The 16,102-nt window shown below is 60.4% G+C and carries 16 protein-coding genes; 8 read left to right on the top strand and 8 right to left on the bottom strand.

The features are described from left to right. Position 1: 1 nt before the first annotated feature. The 3 genes from CGL56_RS08755 to rplU all read right to left on the bottom strand — a co-directional run bounded on the left by CGL56_RS08755 (position 2) and on the right by rplU (position 2,483). The gene (locus CGL56_RS08755) at positions 2-1,264 is read right to left on the bottom strand and encodes a DEAD/DEAH box helicase (protein WP_099106165.1); all 1,263 of its coding nucleotides are present in this window, start codon (positions 1,262-1,264) and stop codon (positions 2-4) included. 583 nt (positions 1,265-1,847) lie between these two features. Continuing rightward, complete coding sequence (gene rpmA / locus CGL56_RS08760) at positions 1,848-2,114, bottom strand: 50S ribosomal protein L27 (protein ID WP_099106166.1); 267 nt, start codon at positions 2,112-2,114, stop codon at positions 1,848-1,850. 54 nt (positions 2,115-2,168) lie between these two features. Continuing rightward, on the bottom strand, positions 2,169-2,483 hold the full coding sequence (rplU, locus tag CGL56_RS08765) for a 50S ribosomal protein L21 (protein ID WP_099106167.1): 315 nt from the start codon (positions 2,481-2,483) through the stop codon (positions 2,169-2,171). 196 nt (positions 2,484-2,679) lie between these two features. Between rplU and CGL56_RS08770 the strand changes: the two genes are divergently transcribed. Further along, positions 2,680-3,099 (top strand): hypothetical protein, encoded by a 420-nt coding sequence (locus CGL56_RS08770; RefSeq protein ID WP_099106513.1) that lies wholly within the window; start codon positions 2,680-2,682, stop codon positions 3,097-3,099. On the opposite strand, the gene CGL56_RS08775 is transcribed toward CGL56_RS08770, so the two are convergent. From CGL56_RS08775 to CGL56_RS08795, 5 genes are read right to left on the bottom strand one after another with little or no spacing between them, the layout of a single operon-like run. After that, positions 3,013-3,816 carry a DUF2520 domain-containing protein gene (locus CGL56_RS08775; protein ID WP_099106168.1) on the bottom strand — a complete coding sequence of 268 codons (804 nt, stop codon included), beginning with the start codon at positions 3,814-3,816 and terminating at the stop codon, positions 3,013-3,015. The two genes, CGL56_RS08770 and CGL56_RS08775, sit on opposite strands and share 87 nt — an antisense overlap. Before the next feature lie 36 nt (positions 3,817-3,852). Continuing rightward, positions 3,853-4,506 (bottom strand): phosphoribosylanthranilate isomerase, encoded by a 654-nt coding sequence (locus CGL56_RS08780; RefSeq protein WP_099106169.1) that lies wholly within the window; start codon positions 4,504-4,506, stop codon positions 3,853-3,855. After that, positions 4,503-5,321, bottom strand: a complete 819-nt coding sequence (gene trpC / locus CGL56_RS08785; RefSeq protein ID WP_099106170.1) for an indole-3-glycerol phosphate synthase TrpC — start codon at positions 5,319-5,321, stop codon at positions 4,503-4,505. Before trpC ends, CGL56_RS08780 begins: the two co-directional genes overlap by 4 nt. Before the next feature lie 51 nt (positions 5,322-5,372). Continuing rightward, complete coding sequence (gene trpD / locus CGL56_RS08790) at positions 5,373-6,362, bottom strand: anthranilate phosphoribosyltransferase (protein ID WP_099106171.1); 990 nt, start codon at positions 6,360-6,362, stop codon at positions 5,373-5,375. Positions 6,363-6,368: 6 nt separating this feature from the next. Further along, positions 6,369-7,238, bottom strand: coding sequence for a porin family protein (locus CGL56_RS08795; RefSeq protein ID WP_099106172.1), 870 nt, complete (start codon positions 7,236-7,238; stop codon positions 6,369-6,371). A gap of 432 nt (positions 7,239-7,670) precedes the next feature. On the opposite strand from CGL56_RS08795, the gene CGL56_RS08800 reads away from it, so the two are divergent. From CGL56_RS08800 to CGL56_RS08830, 7 genes are all read left to right on the top strand, one after another. Beyond that, complete coding sequence (locus tag CGL56_RS08800; RefSeq protein ID WP_209280283.1) at positions 7,671-10,862, top strand: SusC/RagA family TonB-linked outer membrane protein; 3,192 nt, start codon at positions 7,671-7,673, stop codon at positions 10,860-10,862. A gap of 86 nt (positions 10,863-10,948) precedes the next feature. After that, a complete protein-coding gene (locus CGL56_RS08805; protein WP_099106173.1) occupies positions 10,949-12,415 on the top strand; it encodes a SusD/RagB family nutrient-binding outer membrane lipoprotein in 1,467 nt (488 codons plus the stop codon). Between the two features lie 136 nt (positions 12,416-12,551). Continuing rightward, positions 12,552-13,172: a NifU family protein gene (locus CGL56_RS08810; RefSeq protein ID WP_099106174.1), complete on the top strand. Its 621-nt coding sequence runs from the start codon at positions 12,552-12,554 to the stop codon at positions 13,170-13,172. A 120-nt stretch (positions 13,173-13,292) separates the two neighbouring features. Next, a complete protein-coding gene (gene bioA / locus CGL56_RS08815) occupies positions 13,293-14,582 on the top strand; it encodes an adenosylmethionine--8-amino-7-oxononanoate transaminase (RefSeq protein ID WP_099106175.1) in 1,290 nt (429 codons plus the stop codon). Between the two features lie 30 nt (positions 14,583-14,612). Then, the gene (locus CGL56_RS08820) at positions 14,613-14,954 is read left to right on the top strand and encodes a 2Fe-2S iron-sulfur cluster-binding protein (RefSeq protein WP_099106176.1); all 342 of its coding nucleotides are present in this window, start codon (positions 14,613-14,615) and stop codon (positions 14,952-14,954) included. Between the two features lie 109 nt (positions 14,955-15,063). After that, the gene (iscX, locus tag CGL56_RS08825) at positions 15,064-15,309 is read left to right on the top strand and encodes a Fe-S cluster assembly protein IscX (protein WP_099106177.1); all 246 of its coding nucleotides are present in this window, start codon (positions 15,064-15,066) and stop codon (positions 15,307-15,309) included. Between the two features lie 204 nt (positions 15,310-15,513). Continuing rightward, on the top strand, positions 15,514-16,047 hold the full coding sequence (locus CGL56_RS08830; protein WP_099106178.1) for a KdsC family phosphatase: 534 nt from the start codon (positions 15,514-15,516) through the stop codon (positions 16,045-16,047). Positions 16,048-16,102: the final 55 nt, after the last annotated feature.

Genomic DNA, 16,102 nt, shown 5'->3' on the forward strand with positions numbered 1-16,102 from the left:
CCTACTTGTCGTAGAAGGTGATGGCCTCACCGCCCTTACCGGCGCGGCCCGTACGGCCCACGCGGTGGATGTAGGTGTCGTAGTCCGTCGGGGCTTCGAAGTTCACCACGTGGGTGATGTCGTCGATGTCCAGTCCGCGGGCGGCAACGTCCGTGGCGCAGAGGGCCTTGATCTTGCCCGCCTTGAAAGCGTTCAGGGCTTTCTGGCGGTAGTTCTGGCTCTTGTTGCCGTGGATCTCGTCGGCGGAGATACCGGCCTGGTTGAGCTTCTTGGTTACCTTCTTGACGCGGTGCTTGGTTTCGGCGAAGACCAGGACGCGCTTCATTTCGGGCTGCTGCATCAGTTCGATAAGGGCGTCGAACTTGTCGTCGGGGGCGACGAACTTGACGGTCTGGTTGATGTGCTCGGCCGATACCTCACCGCTGCTCACCTTGATGGTGACGTAGTCGGTCAGGAAGTGGTCGATCAGCTTCTGCTGACTCTTGTCGAGGGTAGCGGAGAAGAGCATCGTCTGGTCGCGGTCGCCCATCTTGTCGGTCAGGAACATTACGTCCTTCTGGAAGCCCATATCGAGCATCCGGTCGAATTCATCGAGGACCAGGACGGAAGCTTCCTGCAGGTCGATTTTGCCCTGTTGGTACAGGTCCTTGAGTCGGCCGGGGGTAGCCACCACGAGGTGGTAGCTGCGCTTCTTCAGGTTTACGATGTCGGTGTTGATGTTGCGGCCACCGATGAGGGTGATGGCGTTGTACTTCATGCCGAGCGTCAGGGCGCGGAACTCATCCTCGATCTGGAGGGCCAGTTCGCGGGTCGGTGCCAGCACGAGGGTCTGGAACGGCTGCTCGCTTTCCAGCAGGGCGTCGATCAGGGGGATGAGGAAGGCACCGGTCTTGCCCGTACCGGTGGTGGCGATGCCCATCACGTCCTTCATGGCAGCGACGTGCTCGAACGACTTTTCCTGGATTTCCGTGGGGTACACCCAGCCGGCGGCCTTGATGGCGCTTTTCAGCTTGGCGTTGATGGGCCAGTCGGCGTACTTGGTTTCGGCCCGGTATTCGACGGTCTTGAGGGCTACGCCTTCGTGCACCATCATTTCGGCGGGCAGGGGGATGTAATTGTGGTTGGAACGGCCACCGCCGCTGCCGCGGCGATCGCGGTTTCCGCCGCCGCCACCACCACTGGGGCGACGCTTACCGCCGGAGCGATTGGGTTTGTTGTTGCTGCGGCTTTGGCCGGAGCGGGAAGAGGGACGTTTACTGTCCATAAACTATAGATGGGTTAACTGCTCCGAAGGGGTAGGGTGGAGCTTCATCCTGCCTGGCTCACAAGCCGGAGGGCGGATCGTAAAGGCTTCCGTCCGAATGGTATAGCGGCCCGGAGAATCGGGCTACGCGGGCGAGGCATGGATCGGTGGAAGCAAAGTGTCCTGGCTCGCGCCGCAAAGGTAACCAATTAACAATAGGGACACGGATTAAGTTTCCCAACCGGATTTGGCGCCGGGATAAACTAGCCCAGTCGCCGCACAACCCTGGCCGGGGGGCGTGCGTTGAGTGTATTCCACACGGGCCCTGAAACTTGGTTGACCCTACAATTTATTTAAATTGGGAAGTGACTTCGGCCTGTCTAGGGCGGGCCTCAAACCCTTCGACTTGTCAGGGTTCCCAAAGCGGCCTCGCCGTCGCGGGACAAGGGGATTACCGAACCAGGCCAGCTATCCCAACCATGTTCTTAGCAGGAGTCAAACCACCTGGGGGCACGTGTGGATTTAAAACAAAACGCCCGACCGAGGAGATCCTCGGCCGGGCGTTTCTTTTGGTACGCGGCCCCAGGGGGGCGGTTACCGGTAGTTAGGCGTTCTCGGCAACGGGGTCGATGCTGACGAACATGCGGTTCAGGCGGCTCTTGCGGAAAGAAACCTTGCCATCAACCTTGGCGTGGATGGTGAAATCCTTGCCCATGTAGACGTTCTCACCGGGGTGGTACTTGGTACCCCGCTGACGGATGATGATGTTGCCGGCCTGGGCGGTTTGCCCACCGAACAGCTTCACGCCAAGGCGCTTTGATTTACTGTCGCGGCCGTTGTCGGTACTACCTACACCTTTTTTGTGTGCCATGGTAAATAAAGTTTTGGGCTCCCCCAAGGGGGAATGTTAGTAAAGGGGCCGTGACTAGCCCGCGATGGAATCGATTTTCAGTTTGGTGTACTGCTGACGGTGACCTTTCTTGAGGCGGTAGCCCTTGCGGCGCTTCTTCTTGAAAATGATCACTTTGTCTCCCTTTACGAGAGGGTCAACGACGGTAGCGCCTACGGTGGCGCCACTGAGCATCGGCGTGCCTACGGTTACGTCGTCGCCGTTGGCGAGGAGGTGGACCGCATCGAAGCTGACGGAGTCGCCAGCCTGGGCTTCTAACCGGTGGACGAAGATCTCCTGACCTTCCTCAACTTTGAATTGTTGACCGGCTATGGTTACGATTGCGAACATCTAGAGTTGGATGTTGGTGAAAAAAATGAATTCGGGGCGCAAAGGTAAGGAACATTTCCGGATTTATCCAGGGGCGCCGGAGGATTATCTTCGGCCATTGCAACTGGTCGATGGCGGCAGTCGGCTGGTCGAACGGGACTGGTTTATCCGACCGTTTTGCCCCGACCTTAGCGCACTGAAGCAAAATGCCCACTCCATGTTAGACGACATCCTCTCCAACGCCCGCAATGCCATCTCCGGACTCGCCACCTCCGTCGGGGAGGGCACCCGTGAGAAAACCGCCAAACTGCTGGAGGATTGGCTGCAGATCTTCCCCATCCTGAGCGGATACGGACTGGAGATCACCAGCTTTTCCATGACCCTGGGCCTCAGTCCCGCCCTGAACGTGGAATTGCTGGGCAAGCACGGAGACTGGACGGAGGAAAGCATTCAGGAGCGGATGACGGCCCACCGGGGGGATACCGCGCTGACCACCGTGTTTACGGCGATCCGCACCGCCTACCGCCTGCAGCGGCAAACGAAGGCCCCCCTACGCGACCCCCTCATCCTCAAGATCATCGTTCGCATCACGCCCGAGGTGAGGGTCGTGCTCGGACAGCCGATACTGGAGGATTAAATGGCTGATGTCACGGTACAGCTTTTGGTATTCCGGCTGGTCGAGCAGCGACAGGTGGCGGTCCATGGTGGCGGAATCCCCCCGCGCCGCGGCCCCCGTTTGCCGGAGGGCCGGCCGCTGACCATCCTGGCTGCCCGCCGTATGACGGATGATGGGCAGCAGCAGCTCGAAGGGGATGTCGTGCTGCCGGCAGAGCTGGAAGGCAATCTCGTAAAGGGCGGTAACAAAGTTATTGGAAAAGACGGCCGCGAGGTGCAGTTGGGCCCGTTGTCGGTCGTCGAGCCAGGTCACCGAATCGCTGAGGTCCCCGGCCAGCCGTCGCAGGAGTTGCCCGGCGGGTTCCGTCGTGGCGTAGATCACCAGCGGCAGGTCCCGCCAGTGGGTGACGGGTTCTCCCCGGCGCAGCGAACGGATGGGCCACAGGACACCGCGGTGGCAAAAGCGGTTGCTGATGCGGTCCGCGGGGGTAGCTCCGCTGGTGTGGAAGACGGGCAGGGTAGGGGGGAGCAGGCCGGACAACTCCTCGCTGGTCTGGGCGATGCGGTTGTCGGGGACGGCCAGAAACACGGCATCCAGTGACATACCGGCCAGGGCCTGGTAGGTGACCGTCGACGCAGAAGCGGAGCGGCTGGCCACCACGGCCCGGTCGCCGAGTACGCCGGAAAGGTGCCAGGCGAGGTTTCCGTTTCCGACGATGGCGATGTTGGGGCTGCCCACGATTTATATGGTTTCACCGCGACGGCGCGGCGGTGGTCAATTCAGTTCGCGGATGAACTGCCGCAGACGCTCCACGTCCTTGCGTCCCGGCTCAAGCTCGAACTGACTGTTCAGGTCTACGCCCTTGAACTGGGGGTGGCGGACCTGGTTGATGGCGGCCGCGTCTTCCGGGCCGATGCCTCCACTGAGCAGGAAGGGCACCGGTCCCTGGTACTCCTCCAGCTTGCTCCAGTCCCATTTTTTACCGGTCCCCCCGGCCTGGGCCTGCCCGCCGGTATCGAAGACGAAAAGGGAACAGCTGTTCACGTAGTCGTTCGTGCGCCGGAAATCAAAATCGTCCGTAATGGAAAAGGCCTTGCAGATGCTTGCCCGGCGGAGGGTATTCACGCTCCACAGCAGTTTAAGTTCCTGGCAGTAACCGGGGCTTTCACTGCCGTGCAGCTGCACCCAGTCGAGATGATAATCGTGGACCGTATTGAGCAGGTAGTCTATTTCACCGTTGACGAACACCCCGACGCGCTCGTGGCCGTTCAACAGGGCGACATTATCCGTCAGCCACTCACTCAGGGAGGGCTGGCCCGCGAAGCGGGGGGAATCCGGGTGAAAAATCAGCCCCAGGTAGTCGACGTCCAGTCCGCTCACGGCGGCGATGTTTTCCGGATCCCGCAGGCCGCATACCTTTATTTTCATGCAATGGCGTCCTTGTAGATGGCCTCAAACTTGTGCGTCTCCTGGATAAACCGGGCGCAGGCCGCGCCGGGGTCAGCCTGCCGCATGAAGTGGGTGCCGATGAGGAAGCCCTGGAAGTGGGCGCGGCGCAGCTTTACCACGGACTGGGGGTCGTCGATGCCGCTTTCGCTGATCCTCAGGATGCCGGGCGGCAGCATTTGTTCCAGTTCGAGGCTGTTGGAGATGTCGACTTTGAAGTTGGTCAGGTTGCGGTTGTTCACCCCGATTATGTCTACGCTGGGGCTGATCTTGCCGACTTCGGTTTCGTCGTGGACCTCGCAGATGACCTGGAGGCCAAGGGTGTTGGCCTCTTCGGCCAGCTCGTCAATCTGCTGGGCGGAGAGGGCCGTAGCGATCAGCAGGACGGCATCGGCGCCCATGGCCCGGGCTTCGTGGAGCTGGTAGCGGTCGATGAGGAAATCCTTGCGGATGATGGGGATGTCCACGGCCGCCCGGACGCGGGTGATATCGTCCGGCCGGGCACCGAAGAAGTGGGCGTCGGTGAGGCAGCTGATGGCCGCGGCGCCGGCCTGGGCGTAACCCTGGGCCACGGCGGTGGCGTCGGCGTTGAGGTTGATGTCGTCCTGGGAAGGGGATTTGCGCTTGAACTCGGCGATCAATCCGAAATGCTGGCTCTTTTCCAGGGCCCGGCAGAGGTCGTGGCGCTTGTGGTCGTAGCCTTCGGAATCTTGCAGGGCGGCAAGGGGCACCTGCTGCCGGCGGCGGTCGACTTCCAGCCGTTTATGTTCGACAATACGCTCGAGGATGTTTCCCATGGGTGTTGGTCTTGTGGAATAGATAAAGCATTTGCCCACTGCGGGGTTGTCTCAGCCCAGCAGTTTGTGCAACACATTCCGGGCCCGCCCGCTTTCGATACTTTCGCGGGCTTCGGCCACGCAGTCCGGCAGGCTGCGTTCGGGGTGGATGACGTGGATGGCCAGTCCGGCGTTGGCACTCACCACCGCCAGCTGTTCGGGGGTGCAATTCCCCTCCAGCACGCCCAGGAAGATGGCCTTACCCTCTTCGGGGGTTTCGCCGCCGTACAAGGACGGGGGCGACAGTTCGGGCAGGCCGAAATCATCGGGGTAGAAGATGGCCTGGCACCTGCGTCCGCGCACACTGGCTCCGCCCGTAAGGCTGATCTCGTCGTAACCGTCGAGGGCGTGGACGATGAGGTAGTCGCGATTTTCCTCTCCCTGCAGCAGGTAGTCATAGATGCGGCTCACCTCCCGGTCGTAGGTGCCGAAGAGCTGATACCGCGGACGGGCGGGGTTGATGAGGGGGCCGAGCAGGTTGAAGAAGGTCCGGACGCGGAGGGATTTGCGTACAGGGACCACGTTTTTCATGGCCGGGTGGAAGAGGGGAGCGTGGAGGAAGCAGATCCCGGCGCGGTCGAGGTCCGCCATCAACTTGTCGCGGTCGTTGGAGAACTGATACCCCAAGGCTTGGAGTACGTCGCTGCTGCCTACGTTGCTGCTGACGCCGTAACTGCCGTGCTTGGTAACGGGGTAGCCCGCCCCGGCGACCACGAAGCAGGAAAGGGTGCTGATGTTGAAGGTGTTCTTGCCGTCGCCGCCCGTGCCGACGATGTCGATGGTGGGGCGCCCCTCCAGTTCGAAGGGCACGGCCAGTTCCAGCATGGCGTCGCGGAAGCCCTGGATCTCCGACAGGTGGGGCGGGCGCATATTGATGGCCGACACCACCGCGGCGATCTCGGGCTCGGCGGCCTCTCCGTTGGCGATCCTTTTCAGGGTGATGTAGGCCGCCTCCCGGCTCAGGGGCTGGCGGGCGTAGAGTTGGTTGAGCAGGTTCTTCATAGGCGTCTAGAAACGGAATCCGATGCTGGCCTGGATCACGCGGTTGTAGTCGGTATCCTCGGTATTGTACTCCCGCTCGTCCACGCCTTCGGTCAGCGACAGCCGCTGGTCATTTTCCCCGTTGGTAGCGTCGGTGAGGCCGTGCTGGTAGCGCAGCCCGAGGTAGAGGCCGTTGTTGAGGAAGAAGGAGGCACCGCCGATGAGGCCGAAGTCCAGCCTCCGGTAAAGGGGGGTATCCTGCTCGGCGTTGTAGTAGGCGTCGATGACGGAGGGGAAGTTGGCCCGGTTCTGGTTGAATTCGACGATGGCATCGTAGCCAATGGGGTCGTCGAAGTAATTGTAGTCGTAATTATAGGATACGTCGGCGATGACACGACCGTCCGGCAGGGTGGGGGAGGAAAAGGTGGCCGAACCGGAGGCCCGACTGTTGACCAGCAGTCCGGCGCTGAATCCGCCCTCCAGCTCGAGGGGGCCGAGGCGGTAGTAGGCCACCACGGGCACGTCGATGTAACTGTTCAGGACGTCCCGCTCGCTCTGCAGCTCGCCCTCGATGCGCAAGGGGGTGAGGTCGGCCGCGTCGGCGTAGAGGTAGAAATAGGATGGCCCGTTGAATAGCACTTCCCCTCCCTTCTGGCTGTACATCAGGTCGGCCTTGAAACCGAAGAGATCGGTGAAGGCGTAGGCGAAAGTGGCCCCGACGTGGAAGCCGGTGGTGCGGTTGAACTCCTCCAGCGTCATGCCGCCGCCGTTCATCTCCGCGTCGCCTTCGAAGGTGGTAAAGTTGAGGCCGGCCCGGAAGCCGCCACTGAATTCCTGGGCCTGGGAGGCCACCGGCAGCAGACAGCAGAGGAAAACTGCCAATCGAATGACGTTCATATTTAATTTTTTGGGAGGGTAAAGATGGGGTTTATTTGCGGAAAGCCCCGACGGGCCGCTGGAGCGTGAACCCGGCGAATACCAGGAAGTTAGGCGGTTCCGCGGGTGCCGGGTTCGGGCAACTTTTCCCCCGGGAAAGGTGATGAGTTCAAAATGATCAATTGATGGCTAACGGAGGGGGAGCGGTTGAGTTTGGTTGTCACGTAAACAATCTTTTGTAGCTTTGCAATAGATTTAACGGGGTATTAACGGGAATTCAAACGAAGTCTGATTGTGCATAAAGAAAACAAGGGCAGCCGGTTACGGCTTCCCCCAGGGCTTGTTTTGGCTTTGGTTTTCCGTATTCCCTGTTCACTCAGGTAGCCCCACGGACAGCAAGGCCAACACAAGTTTTTACACTCCTAATCTTCACATTTAAATCAATTACCCTACATGCAGAGATTAATTCTAGTCCTCGTATTGGTTTTCGGGGCGTTCGGCGTGATGCTGGCGCAACAGCAGATTACCGGTACGATCGTGGACAGCGCCGGTGAGCCCCTCATTGGCGCCTCCATTCTCGTAGAAGGTACCACGACGGGTACCGTTACTGACTTTGACGGGACCTTCGCGCTTACCGTTCCCGACGGCGGTGAGCGGCTGGTGGTGAGCTACACCGGTTACGCCAGCCAGCGCATTCCCCTCACTTCCGCCACGGCCTACGACATCATCCTCCAGGAAGGCGTACAGCTTACCGACGTGGTGGTGACCGCACTGGGCATTACCCGCAGCGAGAAGTCGCTGGGCTACGCCGTTACGGAGGTCGACGGTGACGACGTCACCAAGACCCAGGAGAACAGCGTGGTCAGTGCCCTGAGCGGCCGCATCCCCGGTGCCCAGATCAACAACTCCAACAGCGGACTCGGTGGCTCGGCCAACATCATCCTGCGGGGCGCCACTTCGGTGACCGGCAGTAACAAGCCGCTGTTCGTGGTTGACGGTGTACCCATCGCCAACGACAACAACAACGGTTCCAGCGCCGCCGTAGCTGCGGGTGGTCGCGACTACGGTACCACCGCCCAGGACATCAACCCCGCCGACATCGCCTCGATCTCGGTACTCAAGGGTGGTGCGGCCGCGGCCCTCTACGGATCGCGGGCCTCCAACGGCGTTATCCTCATCACCACCAAGAGTGGCAAGGCCCGGAAGGGCATCGGGGTAACCGTAAATTCCGGCGTAACCTTTAACAACGTGGCGGTCCTGCCCGACTACCAGAACCAGTACGGCGGTGGCTACACCCAGGAATTCTCCACCTTTGAATACGACCCCGACGTTCACCCGGCCGACTGGGCTTCCTTCGACGGGCAGTTCATTCCCGAGTACTACGCCGACGAGAGCTGGGGCCCCGAAATGGATGGCACCATGGTACGCCACTGGGACAGCTGGTACCCCGGCGAGAACTTCGGTGAACTGCGTCCCTGGTCGCCCAACCCCGACAACGTCCGCGACTTCTACGATACCGGCGTTTCCTTCGACAACAACGTCGCCATCTCGGGCGGCAACGAGCAGACGGTCTTCCGAATGTCGTACACCAACAGCTCCAACGCCGGTGTATTCCCCGAATCCAAGCTGAACCGCAACACCCTGAACGTGAACGCCACCCAGCAACTGGGCAGCAAGTTCGAGGCCACCATCAACGGTACCTACGTGAACACCCGCGGCGAAGGACGCCCCGCCATCGGCTACGGTGGATTCGGTAACGCCATCAACGTACAGTCGAACTTCAACGAGTGGTTCCAGCGGCAGCTGGATATGGACCGCCTGCGTGATTACAAGACCCCCGGCGGCATGCCCCGCACCTGGAACATCCGCAGCCCCACGAACCTGAACGCCCTGTACTGGGAAAGCCCCTACTGGGTAGTCTACGAGGACCGCGGCAACGACAACCGCGACCGCGTCTACGGCAACCTGAGCCTGAAGTACGAGGTGATGCCCGGCCTGTCCATCACGGGTAGTGCACGTACCGACTACTACAACTTCCAGGTCAACGACCGCCTGGCTTCCCGCTCCGCGGCCAACATTCCCTACGCCGAGCGGCTCGACGTAACCAACCGGGAGAACAACTTCGAACTCCTCGGTAGCTACACCACCAACTTCGCCAACGATTTCAGCCTCGACGCCCAGCTCGGAGGTAACCTCCGCCAGGATGAGTACAGCTCCATTCGCTCGAAGAGCAGCGGCGGACTCAGCGTCCCCGGGATCTACACCGTGGAGACTTCGGTCGACCGCCCCGAGCGGAACGACTTCCAGAGCCAGAAAGAGGTACAGTCGGTCTACGGTCGTCTCGGCCTCGGCTGGCGCGCCATGCTCTACGTCGACGTGACGGCCCGCAACGACTGGTCTTCCGCCCTGGAAGCCGGCAACAACAGCTACTTCTACCCCTCGGTATCTACCAGCTTCGTGTTCAGCGAACTGCTCGAGAACAGCTTCATCAGCTTCGGTAAGATCCGTGGTGGATTTGCTACGGTAGGCAACGACCCGGCGCCCTACCAGACGCGGCAGACCTACGGTGCCAGCAACCCCTACGGTTCCTTCCCGACCTTCGCCGTACCCAATACCCAGGCCAAGTACGACCTGGTAGCGGAGGAAATCACCACCTGGGAGGCCGGTATCGACATGCGGTTTTTCAACGACCGCCTCGGTTTCGACGTCACCTACTACGACATTCAGTCGAAGGACCTGATCATCGACCTTGGTGTTTCCGGAACCTCAGGCTTCAGCAACGTAACCACTAACGCCGGTCTGCTGACCAACAAGGGCATTGAGGTGCAGTTGTACGGTACCCCCGTCAAGACGGAGAACTTCACCTGGAACGCCCGCATCAACTTCGCTTCCAACGAGAACGAGGTGGTGGAACTGGCCGAAGGCCAGGACCTGCTCAGCCTGGGCAGCTACGGCACCCAGTTCGTGGCCCAAACCGGACAGCCCTACGGAACCCTGATCGGCCTGGGCTACAAGCGCGACGACGCGGGACAGAAGATCGTGGACGAGGACGGATTTCCCATCCTGGCTTCCAACCTCAACTTCGGCAGCGTATTCCCCGACTACACCGGCGGCATCATCAACGACTTCGAGATCTACAAGTTCCGCCTCGGTACCGTGGTCGACTTCCGCAAGGGTGGGGTAGTGTACTCCGTATCCAACCGCTGGGGTACCAACTCCGGACTGCTGGAAAGCACCGTTGGCCAGAACGCCAATGGCGTGGACATCCGCAAGCCCGTTTCCGAAGGCGGTGGCGTACTGGTCGAAGGCGTAACCGAAGACGGTCAGCCCAACACCACCTACGTGAACGCCCAGGACTACTTCGGTGGCCTGCGCAACTTCCGCGAGGAGTTCACCTACGACGCCAGCTTCATCAAGCTGCGCGAGATCAGCCTGGGCTATGACTTTCCCAACGGCTGGTTCGCCAACAACTTCGTGAACAACGCCGGCATCAGCGTCTTCGCCCGCAACGTGGCCATTCTGCACAAGAACACCCCGAACATTGACCCGGAAACCTCGGTGACCAACGGCAACGTACAGGGCTTCGAGAACGGACAGAACCCCAGCGTGCGCAGCATCGGTATGAAACTGCGTCTCGGATTCTAAGCAACTGAGTAGTGACCGCCCGGCCGGGACAGGGATGACCCATCGCTGCTCCGGCCGGCCCCAATTCAACAACAAAAAATAATTATATGAACCGCATTTTTCTTGCGTGTCTCCTCCTGGTTGGCTTCACCGCCTGTACCGATGAGTTCGAGGAGATCAACACCAACCCCAACAGCCCGGTAGAGGTACCCACTCCCTACCTGATCACCCAGGCCCAGCGTGGACTGGTTGACCTGGTGCTGGGTGAGGGCTTTGCCGGAACGGGCACCTACGGGTCGCACTACATCCAGCACCTGTCGCAGACCCAGTACACCGACGTGACCCGGTACGACGACGTACGTACCTCCTTCTACGGTTTCTACACCGGTGGACTGGAGGATCTCGAGAACGTGATCCTGCTGAACACCAGCGAGGAAACCAAGGGCTCCGTTTCTGATTACGGTCCTAATGCCAACCAGATCGCGCTGGCCAAGATCATGCAGAGCTGGGCCTTCCTGTCGATGACCGACTTCTGGGGAGACATTCCCTATAGCGAAGCCCTCAAAGGCCTCGAGAACCTGAACCCCCGCTACGACGAGCAGGAAGCGATCTACCGCGGCGTGGTGAATACCCTGGTCGAAGCCGGTGACATGATCGTACCCGGAGTAGTGGAAGGCGACATCATCTACAACGGCAATATGGAGCTGTGGCGCAAGTTCGCCAACAGCATCATCCTGCGGGCCGGTATCCGCGTATCCGACGTGGCCCCCGAGCTCGGACGTGAGTGGGTGAACCTGGCCCTCAGCCGGGGCGTCATCGAGGACAACAGCGAGAACGCCCAGCTGAGCTACATCACCGGCGGCGAGTTTGCCAACAACACCTTCTACACGGATGCCCTTACCCGTACGGACTACGCCATCAGCGAGCCCCTGGTAGAATTCCTGGAGGAGCGCAACGACCCCCGCCTGCCCGTCTACGCCCAGCCCACGGCCAACAGCGTGGACGCCGGCAGAACGGAGTACGTAGGTATGCCCTACGGCATCAGCGAGGGCGACGCCGGCGCCATCCCGGTAGCCGCCATCTCCTTCCCCGGTCTGGCCTTCGTGGGCATCGATGCCCCGGCCGTAATGCTGACCTACAGCGAAGTGCTCTTCAACCGTTCCGAAGCCGCCGCCCGCGGCTGGATCAGCGGCGACGCCGAAGCGCTCTACAACGCCGCGGTTACCGCCAGTCTGAACCAGCACGGAATCACTGACGAGGACGTCGTCGAGGATTATCTGGAGCAGGACGAAGTAGCCTACGACGCCAACAACTTCGAGAAGTCGATCGGCCAGCAGAAGTGGGTTTCCCTCTATTTCCAGGGCCTGGAGGCCTGGTCGGAGTGGCGCCGCCTAGGGTACCCCGAACTGGATCCCGCCCCCGCGGCCATCGTGATCAAGACGATCCCCACCCGCCGCGGATACCCCGACAACGAGTTCAGCCTGAACAAGGAGAACTATCTGGAAGCCCTGCAGCGTCAGTTCGGAAGCGACGAGGACCCCCTCGACGGACTGGTCTGGTGGGACGTGGAGTAAGCGATAACCCGATTATCACATAACACCCGGGGAGGCGCAGTCAACCACTGCGCCTCCCTTTTTTGTGGCCCACTCCGGACGGAAAGCGCCCATTCAACCCAATAGGCTGACAGGCGTTACTATGCAAAAGACAACGATGAGTCAAGCTACCACCGCCACCAAGCGTCCCGTACTGCTCTACACCGAGCAAACCCCGAACCCCGAAACCCTGAAATTTGTCACGAACCGCATGCTGTACAACGGCACCGCTGAGTTCCGTGAGGAGGACTTCGCCCGTGAGTGGTCGCCCCTGGCTACCGAACTTTACGACTTCCCCTACGTCCAGAAGGTGTATATCGCGAACAACTACGTGACCATCACCAAGGAGTTCAACTACAGCTGGGACGACATCATGCTTACGCTGAAGGAATTCGTCAAGGGCTTCCTGGAAGAGAACAAGACCGTCATCAAGGACGGATTCGCCGAGGCAGTTGCCGAAATCGAAGCCGAGCGTGGGGTAGGGTATGAGTACACCGAGGACGAGGCCGAAACGGTGAGCCAGATCAAGGAACTCATCGACACCTACGTGAAGCCGGCCGTGGAATCCGACGGCGGCAACATCGAATTCAAGAGCTACCGCGACGGAGTGGTCACCGTGATCATGCAGGGCGCCTGCTCCGGTTGCCCTAGTTCTACCGTAACCCTCAAGTCCGGCATCGAGCAGATGCTCAAGCGGATGATGCCGCAGGTCAAGGAGGTACAACAGGAAATGGGCTAGGAATCTTCCCCCTTTTCTCCCGCCAAACTTTCCGTGTGGGGCAGCCCCCGGGCCACGCTTCGGTCGCGACCGGGCGTCTCCCGTGGACTGCCCCACATTTCGTTGGTATCCCCTATCCGCATGTCTCCCTCCCAGTTAGCGTTCGATCGCGATCACCTCTGGCACCCCTACACCAGCCTGGTTGATCCCCTTCCCGTATACCCCGTCGCTTCGGCGGAAGGATACCGTTTGCGTCTGGCGGACGGCCGGGAACTGGTGGACGGTATGTCCAGCTGGTGGAGTGCGATCCACGGCTACAACGTACCGGAACTGAACGCCGCCCTCCAGGCGCAGAGCCGTAAAATGAGTCACGTCATGTTTGGCGGACTCACCCACGAACCCGCCGTGGCCCTCGGGCAACGACTGGTGGACATCACCCCCGATGGACTGGACCGGGTGTTCCTGGCCGACAGCGGTTCGGTGAGCGTCGAAGTAGCTATGAAGATGGCTGTCCAGTACCAGCACGCCCTCGGCCACCGCAACCGCACCACCTTCCTCACCGTACGCGGCGGTTACCACGGCGATACCACCGGCCCCATGTCGGTCTGCGACCCAGTTACGGGCATGCACCAGCTCTTTGCGGGCTTTATGCCCCGCCACGAGTTCTACGACCGTCCCCCGGGGGGATATGCTGCGGCCCTGGATCCCGACTACGTGGCGGGGCTGGAAACCTTTTTCCAGCGCCACGCCGACCGCAGCTGCGCCTTCATCGTGGAGCCGGTGGTACAGGGTGCCGGGGGGATGCATTTCTACAGCCCCGCCTATCTGGAGGTCTTCCGTGCCCTCTGCGACCGCCACGGCCTGCTGCTCATCTACGACGAGATTGCCACGGGCTTCGGTCGGACCGGCACATTGTTCGTGGGCGGGGACGCAGGTGCCGGGGAAGGTCAGTCCCGCCACCGCCCTGACATCATGACGGTGGGCAAGGCCCTGACCGGCGGTTACCTCACCCTGGCGGCCACCCTGTGTACCGCCCGGGTCGCCGAAACCATCGGTCGGAGTGAAGCCTCGGTACTGATGCACGGCCCCACCTTCATGGGTAACCCCCTGGCCTGCGCGGTGGCGGTGGCCAGCATCGACTTGCTCCTGAGTAGCGGCTGGCGGGAGGACATTGCCCGCATTGCGGCGGGATTGGAACGGCACCTGCGCCCCGCCGCCCGGAAGGAATCGGTAAAGGACGTCCGGGTGCTGGGAGGTATCGGCGTGGTAGAATGCCGGGACCCCGTGGACGTAGCCCGCATACAGGCTCAGTTCGTGGCGGAAGGAGTGTGGGTCCGCCCCTTCGGCCGACTGGTCTACGTGATGCCTCCCTACGTAATAAGTGATGCCGCCTTAGAACTGCTCTGCCGCACGGTCGTTAAATATGTTTAGTTTCGCCCCCCCGAAAAAGACCAACCCCCGATGGCTACCGTAAAATTCACCTTCGAAGACAAGAAAATCGCGCCGAAAACGGTGGAGAACGTCGAGACCGACATGAGCATCCTCGAGGTTACGGAGGAGAACGGCATCCACCTCAACCACAACTGCGGTGAGGTATGCGCTTGTTCTACCTGCCACGTCTACGTCCTCAGCGGAGAAGATGCCCTGGAGGAGATCAGCGACAAGGAAGAGGACTTCATCGACCGCGCCATTAATCCCCGCATCGAAAGCCGGCTGGGATGCCAGGCCGTGATCCTCGACGAGGACGCGGTGATCGAGGTGGAAATCCCCGACCAGAGCCGCATCATCGGCCACGAACACTAACCTTTCCCCTTTACCATTTACGGATGTACCATTTGCAATTGGTGTCCATCGGTCTGTACCGCAGGCGAATTGTAAATGGTAACCGGACGTTTGTAAATAGTAAATACCTATGAGCTTTAAAGACTTCGACGATTTCCCCTTCGGCTGGGCCGACCACGAGGATATTGCCATCGCCCTCTACGACCGCTTCGGCGACGACTTCGGGCAGGACAAGATCTACCGCATCCGCTTCACCGACCTGCTCGACTGGATCCTGGAAATCCCTCAATTCACCGGTACCCGCGAGCAATCTACCGAAGAGCACCTGGAGCAGATTCAGGCCAAGTGGGTGTACGAATGGCGGGAGAATCAGTAGTACGGCAGTCACTCAGTACGGCAGTCTCGCAGTATGACCCTAGGAGTGTTTGATCCTTTTATGCACTAGAGCAGTAATTTGAGGTCAGACTATCAACTTCTGAATACACTACATTGATTTTCCGGAGGCTCTGACACCGAATCAACCTACTATTATACTATCGTACTGCCCGTAATATCGTACTGCCGTACTTACGAACTGTAAATGAACGAACTGGAACGCTTCGCCGACGTAACCACCTTCATCTTCGACGTTGACGGGGTGCTCACCAATTCCCAATTGATTGTATTGGAGGATGGTAACCTGCTGCGGCAAATGAACGTCAGGGACGGGTACGCCATCAAGCGGGCGCTCGAGGTGGGTTACCAAGTGTGCGTCATTACGGGGGGGAAGAGTCAGGGCGTAGTTTCCCGGCTGCAGGGCCTTGGCGTGGTGGATATATACTACGGCGTGCAGGACAAGGTGGAAGCCTACCGGGAGTTCATGGAGCTGTACGAACTGAACGACGAGAACGTGCTCTTCATGGGCGACGACGTGCCCGATTATGAGGTCATGCGGCTGGTCGGATTTCCCGCCTGCCCCCGCGACGCCTGTCCGGAAATCCTGTCCATTTCGAAGTACGTAAGCAACCGCGACGGAGGCGCAGGGGCCGTCCGGGACGTGATCGAGCGTACGCTACGGCTGCATGGCAAATGGTTACCCTCCGACCCGGACGAGGTGCTGCCCACCAGCGTATAACCTTCGTGTTTTGCCGCTGAACGCCGGTGCCGGGAAAGGGGAGTGATTGCCCTTT

It is taken from the genome of Neolewinella marina (genome assembly GCF_002631205.1).
GTDB lineage: Bacteria > Bacteroidota > Bacteroidia > Chitinophagales > Saprospiraceae > Neolewinella > Neolewinella marina.

Excerpts from the sequence above, each read along its gene's own strand:
- CGL56_RS08810 (WP_099106174.1), top strand. The coding sequence starts at position 12,552 with ATGAGTCAAGCTACCACCGCCACCAAGCGTCCCGTACTGCTCTACACC.
- CGL56_RS08780 (WP_099106169.1), bottom strand. The coding sequence starts at position 4,506 with ATGAAAATAAAGGTATGCGGCCTGCGGGATCCGGAAAACATCGCCGCC.
- iscX (WP_099106177.1), top strand. The coding sequence starts at position 15,064 with ATGAGCTTTAAAGACTTCGACGATTTCCCCTTCGGCTGGGCCGACCAC.
- trpD (WP_099106171.1), bottom strand. The coding sequence starts at position 6,362 with ATGAAGAACCTGCTCAACCAACTCTACGCCCGCCAGCCCCTGAGCCGG.
- CGL56_RS08770 (WP_099106513.1), top strand. The coding sequence starts at position 2,680 with ATGTTAGACGACATCCTCTCCAACGCCCGCAATGCCATCTCCGGACTC.
- CGL56_RS08830 (WP_099106178.1), top strand. The coding sequence starts at position 15,514 with ATGAACGAACTGGAACGCTTCGCCGACGTAACCACCTTCATCTTCGAC.
- trpC (WP_099106170.1), bottom strand. The coding sequence starts at position 5,321 with ATGGGAAACATCCTCGAGCGTATTGTCGAACATAAACGGCTGGAAGTC.
- rpmA (WP_099106166.1), bottom strand. The coding sequence starts at position 2,114 with ATGGCACACAAAAAAGGTGTAGGTAGTACCGACAACGGCCGCGACAGT.
- rplU (WP_099106167.1), bottom strand. The coding sequence starts at position 2,483 with ATGTTCGCAATCGTAACCATAGCCGGTCAACAATTCAAAGTTGAGGAA.
- bioA (WP_099106175.1), top strand. The coding sequence starts at position 13,293 with ATGTCTCCCTCCCAGTTAGCGTTCGATCGCGATCACCTCTGGCACCCC.
- CGL56_RS08755 (WP_099106165.1), bottom strand. The coding sequence starts at position 1,264 with ATGGACAGTAAACGTCCCTCTTCCCGCTCCGGCCAAAGCCGCAGCAAC.
- CGL56_RS08795 (WP_099106172.1), bottom strand. The coding sequence starts at position 7,238 with ATGAACGTCATTCGATTGGCAGTTTTCCTCTGCTGTCTGCTGCCGGTG.
- CGL56_RS08820 (WP_099106176.1), top strand. The coding sequence starts at position 14,613 with ATGGCTACCGTAAAATTCACCTTCGAAGACAAGAAAATCGCGCCGAAA.
- CGL56_RS08805 (WP_099106173.1), top strand. The coding sequence starts at position 10,949 with ATGAACCGCATTTTTCTTGCGTGTCTCCTCCTGGTTGGCTTCACCGCC.
- CGL56_RS08800 (WP_209280283.1), top strand. The coding sequence starts at position 7,671 with ATGCAGAGATTAATTCTAGTCCTCGTATTGGTTTTCGGGGCGTTCGGC.